Annotated in this window: 17 protein-coding genes; 12 read left to right on the forward strand and 5 right to left on the reverse strand. The window is 73.7% G+C overall.

Annotated elements, in window-relative coordinates:
- Positions 1-29: 29 nt before the first annotated feature.
- Together tgt and queA are read right to left on the reverse strand one after the other, a co-directional pair.
- Positions 30-1,184: a tRNA guanosine(34) transglycosylase Tgt gene (gene tgt, locus ACFE8Y_RS10180; protein WP_375464270.1), complete on the reverse strand. Its 1,155-nt coding sequence runs from the start codon at positions 1,182-1,184 to the stop codon at positions 30-32.
- Between the two features lie 190 nt (positions 1,185-1,374).
- The gene (gene queA / locus ACFE8Y_RS10185) at positions 1,375-2,445 is read right to left on the reverse strand and encodes a tRNA preQ1(34) S-adenosylmethionine ribosyltransferase-isomerase QueA (RefSeq protein WP_375464271.1); all 1,071 of its coding nucleotides are present in this window, start codon (positions 2,443-2,445) and stop codon (positions 1,375-1,377) included.
- Positions 2,446-2,581: 136 nt separating this feature from the next.
- Here queA and ACFE8Y_RS10190 point away from each other — a divergent pair, with 136 nt between their 5' ends.
- From ACFE8Y_RS10190 to ACFE8Y_RS10225, 8 genes are all read left to right on the forward strand, one after another.
- Positions 2,582-2,827, forward strand: a complete 246-nt coding sequence (locus tag ACFE8Y_RS10190; RefSeq protein ID WP_375464287.1) for a hypothetical protein — start codon at positions 2,582-2,584, stop codon at positions 2,825-2,827.
- Between the two features lie 62 nt (positions 2,828-2,889).
- A complete protein-coding gene (locus ACFE8Y_RS10195; protein WP_375464272.1) occupies positions 2,890-3,111 on the forward strand; it encodes a hypothetical protein in 222 nt (73 codons plus the stop codon).
- A 115-nt stretch (positions 3,112-3,226) separates the two neighbouring features.
- Positions 3,227-4,114: a cation diffusion facilitator family transporter gene (locus ACFE8Y_RS10200; protein WP_375464273.1), complete on the forward strand. Its 888-nt coding sequence runs from the start codon at positions 3,227-3,229 to the stop codon at positions 4,112-4,114.
- Between the two features lie 240 nt (positions 4,115-4,354).
- Complete coding sequence (locus ACFE8Y_RS10205; protein ID WP_375464274.1) at positions 4,355-5,440, forward strand: polysaccharide biosynthesis/export family protein; 1,086 nt, start codon at positions 4,355-4,357, stop codon at positions 5,438-5,440.
- Positions 5,437-7,002, forward strand: a complete 1,566-nt coding sequence (locus tag ACFE8Y_RS10210; RefSeq protein ID WP_375464275.1) for a lipopolysaccharide biosynthesis protein — start codon at positions 5,437-5,439, stop codon at positions 7,000-7,002. Before ACFE8Y_RS10205 ends, ACFE8Y_RS10210 begins: the two co-directional genes overlap by 4 nt.
- Complete coding sequence (locus tag ACFE8Y_RS10215; protein ID WP_375464276.1) at positions 6,999-7,637, forward strand: CpsD/CapB family tyrosine-protein kinase; 639 nt, start codon at positions 6,999-7,001, stop codon at positions 7,635-7,637. Before ACFE8Y_RS10210 ends, ACFE8Y_RS10215 begins: the two co-directional genes overlap by 4 nt.
- The gene (locus tag ACFE8Y_RS10220) at positions 7,634-9,292 is read left to right on the forward strand and encodes an O-antigen ligase family protein (RefSeq protein WP_375464277.1); all 1,659 of its coding nucleotides are present in this window, start codon (positions 7,634-7,636) and stop codon (positions 9,290-9,292) included. Before ACFE8Y_RS10215 ends, ACFE8Y_RS10220 begins: the two co-directional genes overlap by 4 nt.
- The gene (locus ACFE8Y_RS10225) at positions 9,289-10,230 is read left to right on the forward strand and encodes a glycosyltransferase family 2 protein (RefSeq protein WP_375464278.1); all 942 of its coding nucleotides are present in this window, start codon (positions 9,289-9,291) and stop codon (positions 10,228-10,230) included. The genes ACFE8Y_RS10220 and ACFE8Y_RS10225 overlap by 4 nt, the downstream gene beginning before the upstream one ends.
- Positions 10,231-10,234: 4 nt before the next feature.
- Here ACFE8Y_RS10225 and ACFE8Y_RS10230 read toward each other — a convergent pair whose 3' ends face one another.
- Entirely contained in the window at positions 10,235-11,017 is a 783-nt protein-coding gene (locus ACFE8Y_RS10230) for a class I SAM-dependent methyltransferase (RefSeq protein WP_375464279.1), read from the reverse strand.
- 72 nt (positions 11,018-11,089) lie between these two features.
- Here ACFE8Y_RS10230 and ACFE8Y_RS10235 point away from each other — a divergent pair, with 72 nt between their 5' ends.
- Positions 11,090-12,235 (forward strand): DUF1972 domain-containing protein, encoded by a 1,146-nt coding sequence (locus tag ACFE8Y_RS10235; RefSeq protein ID WP_375464280.1) that lies wholly within the window; start codon positions 11,090-11,092, stop codon positions 12,233-12,235.
- A gap of 69 nt (positions 12,236-12,304) precedes the next feature.
- Complete coding sequence (locus tag ACFE8Y_RS10240) at positions 12,305-13,138, forward strand: class I SAM-dependent methyltransferase (RefSeq protein WP_375464281.1); 834 nt, start codon at positions 12,305-12,307, stop codon at positions 13,136-13,138.
- Between the two features lie 53 nt (positions 13,139-13,191).
- Here the strand turns inward: ACFE8Y_RS10240 and ACFE8Y_RS10245 are convergent, their stop codons facing one another.
- Positions 13,192-13,815, reverse strand: coding sequence for a serine acetyltransferase (locus ACFE8Y_RS10245; RefSeq protein WP_375464282.1), 624 nt, complete (start codon positions 13,813-13,815; stop codon positions 13,192-13,194).
- The gene (locus ACFE8Y_RS10250) at positions 13,812-14,441 is read right to left on the reverse strand and encodes a serine acetyltransferase (protein WP_375464283.1); all 630 of its coding nucleotides are present in this window, start codon (positions 14,439-14,441) and stop codon (positions 13,812-13,814) included. Before ACFE8Y_RS10250 ends, ACFE8Y_RS10245 begins: the two co-directional genes overlap by 4 nt.
- Positions 14,442-14,575: 134 nt before the next feature.
- On the opposite strand from ACFE8Y_RS10250, the gene ACFE8Y_RS10255 reads away from it, so the two are divergent.
- Together ACFE8Y_RS10255 and ACFE8Y_RS10260 are read left to right on the forward strand one after the other, a co-directional pair.
- Positions 14,576-15,991 carry a lipopolysaccharide biosynthesis protein gene (locus ACFE8Y_RS10255; protein WP_375464284.1) on the forward strand — a complete coding sequence of 472 codons (1,416 nt, stop codon included), beginning with the start codon at positions 14,576-14,578 and terminating at the stop codon, positions 15,989-15,991.
- Positions 15,988-16,606: glycosyltransferase family 2 protein (locus ACFE8Y_RS10260; RefSeq protein WP_375464285.1), on the forward strand; the 619-nt coding region annotated here is incomplete at its 3' end. The genes ACFE8Y_RS10255 and ACFE8Y_RS10260, both read left to right, overlap by 4 nt.

Below are 16,606 nucleotides of genomic sequence, written 5' to 3' on the forward strand. Positions count from 1 at the left end.
CCGCGCGGCCCCCGGGGCGCGCCCGGTCCTCAGCCCGTGGCCGCCGCATCGCGCTCCGCCCGCGCCCAGCCGCCCCGGGTCTCGTCGCAGAACGCGTCGAGCCGGCCGGCGAGAATCGCTCCCCGCACGCCCGCCATCAGGTCCTGGTAATACGCGAGGTTGTTCCAGGTGAGCAGCATCATCCCCAGGATCTCGTCGGAGCGGACGAGGTGGTGGAGGTAGGCGCGGGAATACGCGCTCGCGGCCTCGCAGGGCGAGGCCTCGTCCAGCGGCCGGGTGTCCTCCGCGTGGCGGGCGTTGCGCAGGTTGATCCGGCCGTGGCGAGTGTAGGCGAGGCCGTGGCGGCCGGCCCGCGTCGGCATCACGCAGTCGAACATGTCGATGCCGCGCGCGACCGATCGCATCAGGTCGTCCGGCGTGCCGACGCCCATGAGGTAGCGCGGCTTGGTCCGCGGCAGGTGCGGCTCCACCGCCTCGATCATCGCCAGCATCACCGCCTGCGGCTCGCCGACCGCCAGCCCGCCGATGGCGTAGCCTTTGAGGTCGAGGCCGACGAGGGCCTTCGCGCTCTCGACGCGCAGCGCCGGCACGTCGCCGCCCTGGACGATGCCGAACATCGCCTTGCCCGGCTGATCGCCGAACGCGACGCGGCAGCGCTCGGCCCAGCGCAGCGACAGGTGCATCGCCTTCTCCACGGTGGCGAAGTCCGCTGGTAGCCGCACGCACTCGTCGAGCTGCATCTGGATGTCGGAGCCGAGCAGCCCCTGGATCGCGATGGAGCGCTCCGGGCTCATGTGGTGGGCCGTGCCGTCGATGTGCGAGCGGAAGGTGACGCCCTGCTCGTCGAGCTTGCGCAGGCTCGACAGCGACATCACCTGGAAGCCGCCGGAATCGGTGAGGATCGGCCCGTCCCAGCGCATGAAGCGGTGCAGGCCGCCGAGCCGCGCCATCCGTTCAGCGCCGGGGCGCAGCATCAGGTGGTAGGTGTTGCCGAGCACCACGTCGGCGCCGAGCGCGCGGACCTGCTCCGGGTACATCGCCTTGACGGTCGCGGCCGTGCCCACCGGCATGAAGGCCGGCGTCCGGATCGTCCCGCGGGGCATGGTGATCGCGCCGGTGCGGGCTGCGCCATCGGTGGCGTGGACGCGGAAGGAGAAGTGTTCGGTGGCGCGTGGTTCGGACATGCGGATGGGATGGTTTCCTGTTTCGCTCCGGCTGCACCTCCTCTCCCCCTGGGAGAGGGTGGTCCTCGCGTGAGCGAGGGTCGGGTGAGGGGAGCGCCGTATCCGGAAACGTCGTCCCCTCTCCCGACTTAGCTCGCGGGCCACCCTCCCCCGCAGGGGGGGAGGGAGCGCGCGTCGACCGCCAGCCCTATCAGACCGGCTCGGCCGGAAACAGCAGGCTCGCATCGCCGTAGGAGTAGAACCGGTAGCCTTCGCGAATCGCGTGCGCGTAGGCCGCGCGCATGGTGTCGAGGCCGGAGAAGGCCGCCACCAGCATGAACAGGGTCGAGCGCGGCAGGTGGAAGTTGGTCATCAGCGCGTCGACCGCGCGGAAGGCGTGGCCCGGCGTGATGAAGATCTCGGTCGGGCCGGCGAAGGCGTGCAGGCGCCCGGCGGCGTCCGCCGCGCTCTCCAGGAGGCGCAGCGCCGTGGTGCCCACCGCCACGATCCGTCCGCCCGCGGCCCGCACCCGGTTCAGGTCCTCGGCCGTCTCCGCGTCCAACACGCCGATCTCGGCGTGCATGCGGTGGTCCGCGGTGTCGTCGGCCTTCACCGGCAGGAAGGTGCCGGCGCCGACGTGCAGGGTGACGGCGTGGCGGGAGATTCCGGCCGCGGCGATTGCCGCGAGCAGCCCGTCCGAGACGTGCAGGCCGGCGGTGGGTGCCGCGACCGCGCCGGGCGCGCGGGCGTAGACCGTCTGGTAGTCGGCGGCGTCGCGCGCGTCGACGGCACGCCGCCCCGCGATGTAGGGGGGCAGCGGCAGGGTGCCGGCCTGCGCGATCGCCGCGTCGAGCGCTGGGCCGGCGCGATCGAACGCGAGGGTGATCTCGCCGCCCTCCCCCTTCGCCGCGACGGTGGCGCTGAGACCGGCCTCGCCCGCATCCCCGAAGCGCAGGGCGTCGCCCGGCGCGAGGCGCTTGGCGGGGCGGGCGAAGGCGCGCCAGCGGTCGGGCGCCTCGCGCAGGTGCAGCATCACCTCCGTGCGCCGCCCCGGCGCGCCGGGGCGGGTGCGCAGGCCGTGGAGGCGGGCCGGGATCACCCGCGTGTCGTTGAGGACGAGGGCGTCGCCCGGCCGCAGCAGGCCCGCCAAGTCGGCGACGCGGCGATCGCCGAACGGTTCGCCGGGGCGCACCACGAGGAGGCGCCCGGCGCCGCGCGGCTCGGCCGGGCGCAGCGCGATGCTGGCCTCGGGCAGGTCGAAATCGAACAGGTCCACGCGCATGTCGCCCGCCACCTGCACCGATCGCCGCGCGAGATCAATTTCCGCCCGGGCCGAGTCGCCCGGAACCGGTCACGATCGGACCCTGTTCATGACAGGCCCCGGCGGTGGTGTCCGCGGCCGAAGCTTCGGAGCCATGATGCCCTGGTACGCCGTGCGTCCCCGCGATCCCGCCGACCCGCGCTGGCCCCTGCCCGGCAAGCCGCAGATCGTCCTCAAGGCCGACGATCCGCAGGCCGCGCGGGGGAAGTTCCGCCAAGCCTACCCGAGCACGCCCTTCGGCACCCCGGCGACGCCCATGCCCGACGGCGCCGGGAGCTTCGCCGACGACGCGGACGGGCTGAGCGTCGAGGAAACCGCGCAACCGCCCGCCCCGAAACCGTAGGGCGCCCGCCCGGCGCGTCCCCGGCCCCGACCCGTATGGATCGCTGAACGGAGAGACCTGCGATGACCGATGCGCCGCGCCGGATTACCCTCGACGGACAGCTCGTCGGCTACTGGGCGCGCGAGGCCGCCCGCCTCGATGGGATGGCCGCCACCGCCCGCTTCGGCTGGCAGCGGCGGCGCTACCTGCGCAGGGCCGCCGAGGCGCGGGCGCAAGGGGAGCGCAGCCGCGTCCGCGAGGCCGGGCGGGACGGGGCTGGGGAACCTTCCGACCGCACCGGATAGCCGCGGCTAAGGTCCTTGCCGCAGCGTTCAACCCATGCCGCACCGTTGAACCTGTGCCGTGGCCTTGCGCCGCGATCCCGCGTTAAGGGCGTCCCGTCGCTCGGCCGGACGCTCCATGGACCGCACCCAGAAAGCCGCCCTCGCCAGCGCCGCCGTCGGTCTGGTCGTGACCGGGCTGAAGTTCCTCGCGTGGTGGCTCACCGGCAGCCTCGCGCTGTACTCGGACGCGCTGGAGAGCATCATCAACGTGGTGGCCGCGATCTGTGCCTTCGCGGCCCTGCGGGTCGCCGGCCGGCCGGCGGATGCCGAGCACCCCTACGGCCACCACAAGGCCGAGTTCTTCTCCGCGGTGATCGAGGGCGCGCTGATCATCGTCGCCGCGCTCATGATCCTGCGGGAGGCCTATTACGGCGTGCTGGCGCCCAGGGCCGTCGACGCGCCGGGGCTCGGGCTCGCCGTCAACGCCGGCGCCACGGTGATCAACGGGCTGTGGGCGACCGCGCTCCTGCGCTGGGGCCGGGCGTGGCGCTCCCCCGCCCTCGTCGCGGACGGTCGCCACGTGATGGCTGACGTCGTCACCTCGGGCGGCGTCCTCGTCGGGCTCGGCGCGGTGCTGGCGACGGGCTATCCCGTGCTCGATCCGCTCGTCGCCGGCCTCGTCGCCCTCAACATCCTGTGGTCCGGCTGGCGGATGGTGCGCGACTCCATCGACGGGCTGATGGACCGGGCCGCGCCCGGGGAGATGGTCGGCCAGATCCGGGAGTTGATCTCGCGGCACGGTGCGGGCGCGCTGGAGGCGCACGACGTGCGCACCCGCTACGCGGGGCAGGCGACCTTCATCGATTTCCACCTCGTGGTGCCCGGCCAGATGACCGTGAAGGAATCGCACGACATCTGCGACCGGCTGGAGGACGCGCTGGCCACCACGATCCCCGGCGCCGTCGTCGCGATCCACGTGGAGCCGGCCGAGCACGCCAAGTTCCGCGGCGTGCCGGTGCTCTGAGCGGTCGGATCGCTGCCTCCGCACTCTGCCACACCTGCTCGCTGATGCAACTTGTGGTCGGAATGAAGACCGGGGGTTCAAAGTTCGTTAACCAAGCTCTCAGATTGTACCCAGAGCCGCGATACGTTCAGGGGTTGTTACCCGACAGCGTGCGGCCGAGCATGGTGCGGCTGAAGGCCTATGATGGTGTGCGCTCCCCCTGCCCTCCGACGCGCCGGCCGGCTCAACGGCCGCCGGACGTTGGTCCGCCTCGCCGCCGCGCTCGCCTGCGCCCCGGCGCTCGCGGGCTGCATGGCGACCCGGGCCCGCGAGGCGGCGAGCCCCGCCCTCGACGTCACGCGGACCGGCTCGATCGCCGAGGCCCCGCCCGCGGTGGTCGCCGCCGCGCAGGAGGAGGTCGGGCGCACCATGCGGCTCGGCCTGACGAATTACCGGCTCAACGTCGGCGACAACCTCGAAATCTCCCTCCTGATCGATTCCAGCGTGGTGCAGCCGACATACCGGCTGAACCCCAACGACGAGTTCGACGTCGATTTCCGCACCCACCCGGAATACAACCGCACGGTGATCGTGCGGCCCGACGGCCGCATCTCGCTCCCGGGCAAGAACGGCATCGCGGTCGCTGGCCTGTCGCCTGAGCGCGCCGCCGGGCTGATCCAGGCGACCTACGACGACGTCCTGATCAACCCCGTCGTCACGATCCTGCTGCGCAAGTTCCGCACCCCCATCGACGATTTTCGCGACCTGACGCAGCGCTCCGACCTCGGCCGCGTCAAGCTCATGGCGATCGAGCCGGACGGCAAGATCAACCTGCCGATGGTGCCCCCTGTCCAGGCCGCCGGCCGCACCGTCAACGAGGTGACGGCGGCGCTCGCGGCGGCCTACCGGCATCGCCTCGCCGCGGTGAGCCCGAGCGTGCGGCTGGCGAGCCTCGTGCCTGCCAACACCATGGTCTTCGGCGAGGTCCGCGCGCCCGGCCCCGTCACGCTGTCAGGCGCGCGCACGCTGGCGCAGGTGCTCGGCACCGCCGGCGGTATCCTGCCGACCGCCGCGGGCGACGCGGTGCGCATCATCCGCTTCGACGACCAGCGCCAAGGCAGCGTCCAGATCGTCGACATCGGCGTGCCGGGCCTGGCCGACAGCATCGTCGTGCCGCCCAACGCCACGGTCTACGTGCCGCCCTCGGTGCTCGCCAAGACCGCCCGCGCGGTCGACCTCGTCGTCCGTCAGATCCTGCTCTTCAACGGCACCGGCTTCGGGGTGAACTACATCACCGGCCCCGCCGCCTCGACCACCACCAGCACCACCGCGAGGGCCGCCCTGTGACCGCACCCGACGGAGTCGAGGCTCCCTCCTACGACCTGCGCGACGCGCTCGGCGCCCTGTTCCGCCACGCCCGGCCTGCGCTGCTGATCCTGACGGCTGCGCTGCTCGGCGCCGGGATCTACCTGCTGCTGACGCCGGCCGAGTACACGGCCGACGCCAAGCTGATCATCCGGCTCGGCCGCGAGAAGTCCGCCGCCCCGATCGGCGGCGGCACGAACCAGAGCTACATGTTCTCCGAGCGCGCGCAGAACGTGAACAACGAGGTCGAGATCCTGCGCGATCCGAGCATCGTGCGCGGCGAGTTCGAGGCGCTGAAGGCGATCACCCCGACGGGCGACCTCGGGCCGCCGCCCGACGAGTGGGGCGCGTGGCTCCTGTACCGGGGGCGGCAACTCGTGGGCGTCGCCAAGGGAATCAGGACCTGGGTGGTCGACACCGTGCGCGTCCCCTTCGAGGCGGTCGGCCTGCTGCGCCACCTCACCCCCGACGAGAAGCTCTACGAGGCTTATGCCGCCGCCTTCAGGGTCGTGTTCGTGAAGGAGACGGACGTGATCGTCACCGGCTTCACCTGGACCGATCCGACGTTTGCCGCCGAGGCGCTCAACCGCCTGCTCGACGCCTACAAGCGCCGCCACGTCGAAGTCTACGCCGACGAGACCCCGGCCTCGTTCTACGCGGGCAAGCTGGAGCGGGCACGCGCCGAGCTGACGGTCATCGACGCGCAACTCGCCAAGTCCCTCAAGGGCGCCAACACGGCGAGCTTTTCCATCGAGCAGCAGAACGACCTCGGCACGCTCGCCGACCTTGCCCGCCAAAGGTCGGCGGCGCAGATCGAGCGCGAGGGCGTCGAGACCCGGCTGCGGCGCACCCGCGAAGCCGGCCCGGACCGCTGGCAGCCGACGCCGCCCGACGCCGACCCGACGGTCGCCGCCTTCGACCAGCGCTTCGCCGAGCTGCGCACCAAGCGCACCGAATTCGCCTCGCGCTTCCGGCCGGCGGCCCCCGAGTTCGTCAGCCTCGACCGGGACCTTACCGAGCTCGCCCGGCAGAAGTACCGGGCGCTGATCGGCGCCGACACCGCGCGGCTGGCCGTCCTCGACGAGCGGATCGTGGCGATCACCGGCATCGAGGCGAACCGGCGCCGGGCCGCGATCGGCCAGAGCGACGCGTCGCTGGCCTACGGCCGGCTCGCCCAGCAGAAGAGCCTGCTCACCGACGAGATCGGCCAGACCCAGCGCCGCATCGACGAACTCAGGACCGGCACCGGCCTCGACTCGCAGTCGGTCACCTCGTCCGCCCTCGTTGCGCGCGCCGTCGCCCCGCGCCTGCCGAGCGGCCCGAACCGCCTCCTGATCCTCGGCCTCGCCGCGGGCCTCGGCCTCACCGCGGCCCTCGCCTACGTGGCCCTCGCCGAGATCCTCGCCCGGACCTATCGCAGCGCGTCGGACGTGACCCGGTCCCTGCGGCGCCCGGTGCTCGCCGTCCTGCCCCTTCGCGCCGAGGCGCGCGAGGCCGCCGCGCCGCAGGCGATCGCCGCCGATTTCCGTGGAGCCGCCGCATGATCGTCGCCCCCGCAACCGTGCCGGACCGGTCGGCGCTGGAGCCGGCCCTGGTCCAGCTCAACCGCCGCGAAGGCCCGCCCCTGCGGCGCATCGGCGTGACGGCGGTGCAGGCCGGCGACGGCGTCACCGCGCTGAGCGCGCAGCTTGCCGGCCTCTACGCGCGCCGCCTCGACGTTCTCCTGATCGAGGCGAACTGGGCGGCGCCCACCCTGGCGCGGACCTACGGGCTGGCAGGCAAGCCCGGGCTCGCCGACATCGTCGCCGGCACGGTGGCGCCGCTCGACGGCGTCCACCCGGTCGCGGACGGCTTCCACGTCGTCCCGGCCGGACGCGCCGCCGCTCTCGGTGCCGTGGGCCTCGACGACGTTCGCCTCGACGCGTTCCTCGGCCTCGTCGATCAGCGCTACGACCTCGCCATCCTCGATTGCGCGCCGATCGGCCGGATCGCCGATACCGCGGCGCTCGCCCCCCTCGTCGACGGCTTCGTCGTCGTCATCGGGGCCGAGCGCACCCGGCGGGCCGTGGCCGAGCGGACGCTGCGCGACCTGGAGGCGGCCGGCGGCACGGCGCTGGGTATCGTCCTCAACCGTGCCCGCCACCCGATCCCGGCTTGGCTCTACCGGCGGCTCGGATGAGTGCGGCGCTTCGCTCCCTGCCGCCGGTCGCCCTCGGCCTCGCGGCCGCCGCCGCCGCGGTGGCGCTGGCCGGCGCGCCGCTGAAGTTCGCGGTCGTCGGGCTGGCCGCGTGTCTAGGCGCGGTCGGCGCGCTGATCGTCGGGCAGCGGGTGCGGCTGACGCCGTTCCTGCTCGTGGCGTTCGCCGCCGGCCTCACGATCAAGCTCGACGTCAGCGCGTTCCAGCACTTCGAGGCGGTGGGCCAGTACCTGCCGAGCATCGGCGGCGGCGCCGGGCTCACGGTCAGCCTCGCCCTCCTCGTGGCGCTGACGCTCATCGCGTTCCGCCTTGCCGGCATCGGCGAGGCGGCACCGCGCCCTTTACGCCTCGATCCGTCCCTGGTGCTGACGCAGCTCGCGTTCCTGGCGGCGGCCGTGCTCTCGCTCGCGAACGCGGGCGACCCGACCTACCTGTGGTTCGACGCGTGGCGCTTCCTCACCCTGCTGATCGTCTCGGTGGCGGTCTCGAACCTCGGCCCCCGCGACGTCCGCACCCTGGCGCTGGCCATCTGCGTCCTCTGCCTCGTCCAGACGGCGGCGGCGGCCGTGCAGTACGTCACCGGCTCGGAACTCGGCCTCGGCGTCCTCGGCGAGGAGCAGATCGTCGAGGAGAACATCAACTTCCAGGCCCAGCGGCGCGCGGCCGGCTTCAAGGTCCACCCGAACATCCTCGGCTACTACTACGAGGTCGTGTGGCCTCTCGCCCTCGCCCTCGCCCTGTCCCGCGGCCCGGCATGGCTGCGCCTGATCGGCGCCGTCGGGGCATTGTCGGCGCTCGGCGGCGTGGTCCTGACCCTGTCGCGGGCATCCTGGCTGACCTTCCCGCTCTCGGCGGCGCTCGTGGTCCTGTTGGTCTACCGCGACCGCCTGCTCTCGCGGGCGAGCCTGATCGTCGCCGGCATCCTGGCCTCGGGCGGCGGCGTGGCGGCGATCTTCGTCGGGCCGCTGATCTGGGAGCGGCTGTTTGCCGACGACGGCGGCTCGGCCGCGCAGCGCGGGCCTCTGAACGCGGCGGCCCTCGACCTGTTCGCGCAGTTCCCGATCCTCGGCGTGGGCCTGAACAACTTCGGCAACATGTTCGCGACGCTCGACCGGACCGGCCTGTCGCGGCTCGCCGGCCTGTTCGATCGCTCGAACCACGTCGTGCACAACCTCCACATCCTCGTGCTCACCGAGGTCGGGATCGTCGGCTACATCGCCTTCGCCGGCGTCTTCGGGGTCGGCCTGTGGCGCGGCTTTGCCGCGCTGCGCCGCGCAGCCATAGGCGACCCGCTGGCGGCGATCGCCGGCGCCGCGGCGATCGGCTTGCTCGCCCACCTCCTCCACGGTCTCGTCGATCCCGGCTTCCGGCTGAACCTCGGCATCGCAGAGCTGCTCTACACCGCGCTCGGCCTGATCGCGGCGGTGTCGGCGGCGCAGCGGCCGGATCTCCGCACGGCGATCGTACCGGGCGCGAGTCCCCTCTCCCAGCGGGAGAGGGACAGGGTGAGGGGCGTGACCTTCCCGGACAGCGCACGCCCCTCACCCCAGCCCTCTCCCACTGGGAGAGGGAGGCGCTCGGCGGCACGCCGCGCGCGATCCGACCTCCCCGAGCGACGAGGCGCGAGCCTGCGATGACCCCCAGCCTCAGCATCCTGATCGTCACCTACAGGTCCGGCGCCGACATCGACACCTGCCTCGCCCTGCTGACGGCGAGCCGGATCGAGCGCGCCTACGAGGTGATCGTCGTCGACAACGCCTCCGGCGACGGCACGCCCGAGCGGATCGCCGCGCGGTGGCCCGAGGTCCGGCTGATCGCGGAAACGCGGAACCACGGCTTCGCCGGCGCCAACGCCGTCGCCTACGCCGCCTGCCGCGGCGCGACCATCCTGCTGCTCAACCCGGACGCGTACCTGCGCGACCCGCACGCGGTGGCCGCGGCGCTGGCCCACCTCGACGCGCACCCCGACGTGGGCGCCGTGGGCTTGCGCCTCGTCTTCGAGGACGGGCGCCATCAGGTGGGCGACGCCGGCTTCGAGCCGCGCCCGCTGTCGGTGGCCGTGCACGCGGCGGGCTTGTCGGGGCTGTTCGGCCTGCGCGGCCTCTACCTCTCGGGCCGGCAGGCGCGGGCGGGCGGGCCCGTCGCCGTCGACTGGCTCTGCGGCGCCTTCCTGATGCTGCGGCGCGAGGCGGTCGAGGCGATCGGCGGCCTGTCGAGCCCGCTGTTCCTCTACGGCGAGGACGTCGACTGGGGCTGCCGCCTGCGCGACGCCGGCTGGCGGGTGGCCTACCTGCCCGATCCCGCGGTCGTCCACCTCCAGGGCGGATCGGGGAGCACGCGCTCGCCGCGCTGGCTCGACGGGCTCGCCAGCGTCTACGCCTTGCGCAACGCCCGGCGGCGGCTGTCCTCGCCGGCCTTCTTCGCGGTGCCGCTGTGGCTCGGCTTCACCGCGCGGGCCGCGGCCTACGGGATCGCGGGCCGCCTCCGGCGGCGGCCCGATCTCCTGCGCCGGGCCCGGGACATGCGCCGCTTCGCGACGCACGTCTCCGGTCTTGGGCAAGGAGAGGCATCGTAGAGGATCAGCGCTTGCGGATGAAGACCATGTGATAACCCTTTAAGATTCTCGGCGTGAGCCGGAACAATACCTCCCAGAACTTGCCCAGGACGATGTTCTCGCCATGATAGAACGGTTGCCCATCGAAACTGTAGGTGAAGTGCTCGAACCGGTCTGCTGGGAAAAGCCGCTGGCGCGCGCCTTCCGTGTTCATCGTGTAGAGCGGCACGAACGAGTCGATCTCGACGCGGCGCGGCTCGACCATGCGCAGCACGCGGGCGTGCAGGCGCTTGGGCACGAGGCGGGCGCCGATCCCGACGTAGCCCCAGCGGTTGGGCGTCCAGGCGCAGAGCCAGCCCCCCGGCGCGAGGATGCGGCCGAGTTCCGCCGCCGTCCGCTCGGGCGTCTCGATGTGCTCCAGCACGGAGAAGGCCGAGATCAGGTCGAAGCTCCCGTCCGCGAAGGGCAGGAGCCCGTCGTGGCCGACGAGCTGCACCGCGTCGGCCGTCTCGTTCCCCAGCACTGCCTCGTCGACGTCGCAGGCGGTGACGTGGGCGCAGCGCCCGCGGAAGTCGCCGAGCCGGCGGCGCAGTGGCACCGGATCATGGCTCCACTTGCCCCGGCCCGCCCCGAACTCCATCACCCGCATGTCGGGGGTGAGCAGCGCGTTGACGCGGACGATGTACTCCATCCGGTGGTCCTGCCGGGAATAGCCCCCGGCCCCCATCTCCCGGAACAGCCGCTGTTCGACCGTGCTCCCAGCCCGGCGCGCCGTCGCGTCCCGGCTCAAAGTCGCGTCCTGGCTCATGTGTCGTCCTCCTCAAGCGGTGGGGTTGATGAAGCCGGCGCCGCGCCCCGCACGGGCGGGCGGGTGGCCAGGATGGACCGGCCGGCGGTGGCGATCCTCGGCACGCGGGGCGTGCCGGCGGCCCACGGCGGCTTCGAGACCCTGGCCGAGCGCCTCGCGCTCGAACTCGTGGCCCGCGGCTGGCGGGTCGAGGTCTACTGCCAGGTCGACCGGCCGACCGCGCCCGCGACGTGGCGCGGCATCGACCTGATCCCGGTGCGCGCGTCCGGCGACGGGGCCCTCGCCACGATCGTGTTCGACTGGAAATGCACGCTCCGCGCCGCCTTCCGGGCGCCGCTCCCGCTGGTGCTCGGCTACAACACCGCCGTGTTCTCCCTGCTCTACCGGCTGACGGGCAAGCGCAGCGTGATGAACATGGACGGGATCGAGTGGCGCCGGGACCGCTGGTCGCGGGGCGCCAAGGCGTGGTTCTGGCTCAACGAGCACCTCGGCAGCCTGTTCTCGACCCACCTCGTGGCCGACCATCCCGAGATCGCCCGGCACCTCGCCCGCGTCACCCCGGAGCGGCGCATCACCACCATCGCCTACGGCGCGGACCCGATCCGCGACGCGCCCGTCGCGCCGCTCTCCGCCCTCGGCGTCGCGCCGCACCGCTACGGGCTCGCCATCGCCCGCGTCGTGCCCGAGAACCTCGTCCTCCAGGTGGTGCGGGCCTGGAGCGACGTGGGCCCGGGCATCCCGCTGGTGGTGCTCGGGAAGCTCTCGGAGATCGATCCGTATCATCGGGCCGTGCGCGCGGCCGGCGGCCCCGACGTGATCTTCGCGGGCGCGATCTACGAGGCCGAGCGGGTGGCGGCCCTGCGCCGGCACGCCCGCTTCCATATCCACGGGCACACGGTCGGCGGCACCAACCCGTCGCTGGTCGAGGCGCTCGGCGCCGGCTCGCCGATCCTCGCCCACGACAACCCCTTCAACCGCTGGGTGGCGGGGCCGGACGCGGCCTATTTCGGCGACGAGACCGAGCTGCGCCACGGCATCGCCCGGCTCGCCCGCGCGCCCGCCGGCCATTTGGCCGCGATGTCGGAGGGCAGCCGCGCGCGCCACGCGGAGGCGTTCGCCTGGGCCGGCATTTTCGACGCCTACGAGCGCGTCCTGCGCGGGCAGCTTCGCGCCCGACCGGCCCGATCCGCGGCCGGCCGCCTTGAGGCGGCCGGCTGACGCCCGCCTTCCTGCATCGTGCCCGCGTGCCGCGGGTGCGACGACGATACCGAGAGAGGAGACCGGATCATGCTGATGAAGCCGATGACCTTGATGGCCGAGGGCTATCGCGGGGTGCTGCCGCGGCGGACCACCCGCGGCGAGACCTGCGACGAGGCCTACGTCGCCGCGCAGGACGACTTCCAGGCCGCCAAGGCCCGCGCCTTCGTCCTGCCGATCGTGCGGGAGGCGCCGGCCCGGACCGTCCTCGACGTGGGCTGCGGCATGGGCGGCATGGCGGTGGCCCTCGAGGCCGAGGGCTACGAGAGCTACGGCATCGACCTGCCGGGGCTGACGCGGCGCTGGGCCGCGGCCGGCCGCAGCGCCGAGCGGTTCTACCTGATCGATCCCGACGCCTTCGAACTGCCCTTCGTCGACGGCGCGATCGACTTCGCCTTCACCTTCGGCGTCATCGAGCACGTCGGCACCACCGACGGCCACGCCGACCGCAGCCCCGACTGGCACGCCATCCGCCGGCACTGGCTGCGGGAGGTGTTCCGCGTCCTCGCCCCGGGCGGCCGGATGCTGGTCGGCGGACCCAACCGCGCCTTCCCCATCGACGTCGCCCACGGGCCCGACAGCCGCGCCGCGGCCTGGGAACGGTGGCTTGCCGCCCGCCTCGGCATGACCGTCCACCGCCCCTGGGCCGACAACTTCCTGTGGTCCTACCCGGATGTCCACCGCTACCTCGACGGGTTGCCCTACGCGCTCGAAGCGCGGCGGGTCACCGGCTTCCTCGATTTCTCCCGCGCGCCCGCCTTCGCCCGCGGGCTGGCGCGCGCCTACGTCGACGCTGTGCCAGCCCGCTGGCTCGACACCGGCCTGAACCCCTGGGTCATGGCCCTCGTCACCCGGCGGCACTGACCGCGGGGCCCCGGGCGTCGGCCCGACGCGGAGACCCTGGGGGGCCGCCGTGCTCACGCGGCCTCCGCGGCGGGCGCGGGCGGGCGGGCGACGACGGTCTGGCGCATGACCTGCACCGTCACGACGCCCGCGGGCACGTCCCGCCGGGTCACGACCCCGACCCCGACCAGCGCGTGGTCGCCGAGCGCGACCCGCCCCTGCACCACGGCCTGGGCCCCGATCACCACGCCGTCCCCGAGGCGCGGCGCATCCGCCGGGAACGGCAGCCAAGCGGGCGACGGCGCGTCCGGCAGGACGATCGCGGCGGGCAGGATCACGAGGTCGCGCCCCGCCGTGCCGCAGAAGGCGATGCGGGCCGGGTGGGGCACGAACAGGCCCGGCCCCACCCGCGAGCCCGGATGGATGCTGGCCCCGGTCAGCCGCACCGAGAGGCCGGCGACGCGGGCGGCCGCGCGGCGCCACCCGCGCACCTGGAGCAGGTGCGCGGTCCTGTGCAGGATCGCGCACTGCATGGCCGGCAGCATGACGTGCATCAGCCGCCGCGCCCGCGACACCGAGGCGCCGCCGTTGGTCTGGCGCACGATCCTGTCCAGGTCGGCCGTCAGCAGCGCCCGCACCGTCGCGACGCGGCCGTGGTCGAGGGCGCGATCGCCCGAATCCGTCCCGAGGGCGGTCATGGCGCTCCGCTCCGTCCCGGCAGGGCCCGCCACGGCGGCGGTTCCAGCTCGGTGTCCGCCGCGACGTCCTTGAGCACGAGGCAGCGCGGCCCGATCCGGGCGCGGTCGCCGACGAGGACCGCGCCGAGCACGAGCGCGGCCGGCTCCAGCACCACGCCGTCGCCGAGCCGCGGCAGGCCGGGGCCGCCGCCGACGTCGCGGTCCGGCGGCTTGTAGAGCCCGCCGATCGAGGCCTGGAAGCCGAAGGCCGCATCGCGCCCGACCGCCCCGGCGATGATCGTGCCGAGCGGGTGGGGCAGGAACAGGCCGCCCGCGATCCGGCTCGACGGCGGGATGTCCGAGCCGGTGAGCCAGCCGTTGACGATCCAGAGGAGCCACGCGGCCATGCGCCAGCCACGCTCGTGGGCGTAGCGCGACACCCGGTAGAGCCAGACCGCCTGATAGCCCCGGCGCAGGTGCGCCGGGCCGGGCATCCGGCGCGCCCAGTGGGCCCGGTCGGCGCGCAGGGCCTCGCGCGTCTCGGCCCAGGAAATCGGCGCGGCGATCCCGGTGGCCGTGGGCGCCTCGGTCGCGAGGCTTCTCCGCGCGCGGTCCGGCCTCGCGAGGGCGTCGGCTGGCTTCGACATGTCTCTCTCTTTACGGTTGTATAATACTTACTATTGCAACCATGACGTGCTTCCCGGGTGGACACCACGCGGCGGCGCTGCCTTACAATCAGAGGTAGCATTTTTTGGACGAAAATCACCGAGAGATGCGCGTGGTGGTGAATCGAACCGATACGGCCCGGGGCGGGATGCGCTACGGCATCAACCTCCTCGGTCAGGCGGCGGGCCGCGGCATTTCCCTGCTCGCGGGGTTCGCGGCCTTCGTCATGGTCGCCAAGGCCGGCGGCCCGCAGGCGCTGGGCCATTACGGGATCGCGCTCGCCGTCGTCGCGATCGCGGTGATCGCCGCCGATTTCGGGACCACGCTGACCTTCGCCGCGCGGATCGGCGCCTGCGCCGACGAGGCGCGGGGCGCGGAGATGGCCCGGATCGTCTCCGCTCGGCTGATCCTCGGTGCCGGCACGGGCCTCGTCCTGATCGGCGCCCTGCCGCTGCTGCCCGCGCCGACACGCCCGGCCCTGGCGCTCGCCGCCCTCGCGATGCCGCTCCTGGCCGCCCGCTTCCTCGACGCCCTGTTCCAGGTCTGCGGGCGGCCCGGCTGGTCGGCCTACCCGTCGCTTGCCAACGCCGTCGTGCTGACGGGCGGGACCGCGCTCAGTCTCGCGCTCGACGCGCCCGAGGCGGTCCTGCCCGCGGTCGCGGTCGCGGCCGGGATCGGATACGGCACGGTCGGCCTTGCCCTCGCCGGGCGCCTCGTGCCGCTGCGGGCGGCCCCCTTGCGGGACGGGCTCGCCTACATCCGTCGGGCCGCCGGCCTCGGCCTCTCCAACGCCCTCGGCACCCTGAACGCCCGCATCGGCCTGCTGACGCTGGCGGGACTGGCCGGGGCCGCCGAGGTCGGGCTGTTCACCGCCGGCTACCGCTTCTTCGAGCTCGGCGTCGCGGTGGCGATCACGCTGGCCACCCCGATGGTGCCGGTCTTCGGGCGCGCCGCCGGCTCCGGCACCCTGCTGGCACAGACACGGCTGGCGCTGCGCCTCGTCCTCACGGCGGCCGGCCCCGGCGTGGTCGCCGCCTGGGCGCTGGCCGGCCCGGTGATCGGCCTGCTGTTCGGCCCCGACTACGAACCGGCCATCCCGGTGCTGCGCATCGCCGCGCCGATGGCCGCCGCGATGATCGCGGCCACCATCCTGTTCTCGGCGCTGATCGCCCGGCAGCGCAGCGGTTTCGCGGTCCTGTCCGGCGCCGCCGGCTGCGCGGTGAACGCGCTGGGCTGCCTCCTGCTCGTTCCCCGGGCCGGGGCGACCGGCGCGGCGCTCGCCGCGCTCGCCGCCGAGGTCGCGATGCTCGCCGTCGTCGCCGCCGCGTTCCGCCGCGCGGTTGGGATGCCCGTGGTTCCGGCCGACGTGCCGGCGATCCTGGCGCCGACCCTGGTGATGGCGGCCTGCGTCCTCGCGAGCCCGGCCGCCCTCGTCCCCTACGCCGTGCCGGCGGGTGCACTCCTCGCCGCCGCCGGGGCCGTCCTGCTGCGCCCCCGTGCCTCCCTCCCCGTCCCGGAAGCCTCGCCATGATGCCCGCCACGACACCGGACACGACACCCGTCCTCTCCGTCATCATCCCGACCTACGGCCGCGCCGAGACCCTCCGGCTGACGCTTGCCGCCTTCGAGCGCCAGGAGACCGCGGCGGCCTTCGAGATCGTCGTCTGCGACGACGGCTCGCAGGACGGGACCGGCGCGGTGATCAGCCGCGCGGTCGCCACCGGCCGCCGGCCGGTGGTGCACCTGCGCCAGGAGAATGCCGGCGCCAACGCCGCCCGCAACCGCGCGATCGCGGCGGCCCGCGGCGCGCGCCTGCTCATCGTCAACGACGACACGATCCCCGGCCCGACCCTCGTCGCCGCCCACCTCGCGGCCCACGCCCGGCGGGCGGCCCGCGAGACGGCGATCCTGGGGCGGATGACGATCGATCCGGCGCTGCCGTTCTCGCCCTTCGCGGCCCTCCACCACGACGCCTCCTACGACGCGCTCAACGGCCGGATCGAGCTCGGGTGGGACGCCTTCCTCACCTGCAACGTCAGCGTCGATGCCGGCTTCCTGCGCGAGGCCGGCGGCTTCGATCCACAATTGACGTGGCACGAGGACATCGAGCTCGGCGAGCGGCTGGCGCGGCGCGGGATGCGGCTGT

Origin of the sequence: uncultured Methylobacterium sp. (assembly GCF_964242245.1) — a bacterium.
In the GTDB taxonomy this organism is placed as follows: Bacteria; Pseudomonadota; Alphaproteobacteria; order Rhizobiales; family Beijerinckiaceae; genus Methylobacterium.

Excerpts from the sequence above, each read along its gene's own strand:
- ACFE8Y_RS10250 (WP_375464283.1), bottom strand. The coding sequence starts at position 14,441 with ATGTCGAAGCCAGCCGACGCCCTCGCGAGGCCGGACCGCGCGCGGAGA.
- ACFE8Y_RS10245 (WP_375464282.1), bottom strand. The coding sequence starts at position 13,815 with ATGACCGCCCTCGGGACGGATTCGGGCGATCGCGCCCTCGACCACGGC.
- ACFE8Y_RS10190 (WP_375464287.1), top strand. The coding sequence starts at position 2,582 with ATGCCCTGGTACGCCGTGCGTCCCCGCGATCCCGCCGACCCGCGCTGG.
- ACFE8Y_RS10215 (WP_375464276.1), top strand. The coding sequence starts at position 6,999 with ATGATCGTCGCCCCCGCAACCGTGCCGGACCGGTCGGCGCTGGAGCCG.
- ACFE8Y_RS10220 (WP_375464277.1), top strand. The coding sequence starts at position 7,634 with ATGAGTGCGGCGCTTCGCTCCCTGCCGCCGGTCGCCCTCGGCCTCGCG.
- queA (WP_375464271.1), bottom strand. The coding sequence starts at position 2,445 with ATGCGCGTGGACCTGTTCGATTTCGACCTGCCCGAGGCCAGCATCGCG.
- ACFE8Y_RS10240 (WP_375464281.1), top strand. The coding sequence starts at position 12,305 with ATGCTGATGAAGCCGATGACCTTGATGGCCGAGGGCTATCGCGGGGTG.
- ACFE8Y_RS10235 (WP_375464280.1), top strand. The coding sequence starts at position 11,090 with ATGGACCGGCCGGCGGTGGCGATCCTCGGCACGCGGGGCGTGCCGGCG.
- ACFE8Y_RS10225 (WP_375464278.1), top strand. The coding sequence starts at position 9,289 with ATGACCCCCAGCCTCAGCATCCTGATCGTCACCTACAGGTCCGGCGCC.
- ACFE8Y_RS10230 (WP_375464279.1), bottom strand. The coding sequence starts at position 11,017 with ATGAGCCAGGACGCGACTTTGAGCCGGGACGCGACGGCGCGCCGGGCT.
- ACFE8Y_RS10200 (WP_375464273.1), top strand. The coding sequence starts at position 3,227 with ATGGACCGCACCCAGAAAGCCGCCCTCGCCAGCGCCGCCGTCGGTCTG.
- tgt (WP_375464270.1), bottom strand. The coding sequence starts at position 1,184 with ATGTCCGAACCACGCGCCACCGAACACTTCTCCTTCCGCGTCCACGCC.
- ACFE8Y_RS10195 (WP_375464272.1), top strand. The coding sequence starts at position 2,890 with ATGACCGATGCGCCGCGCCGGATTACCCTCGACGGACAGCTCGTCGGC.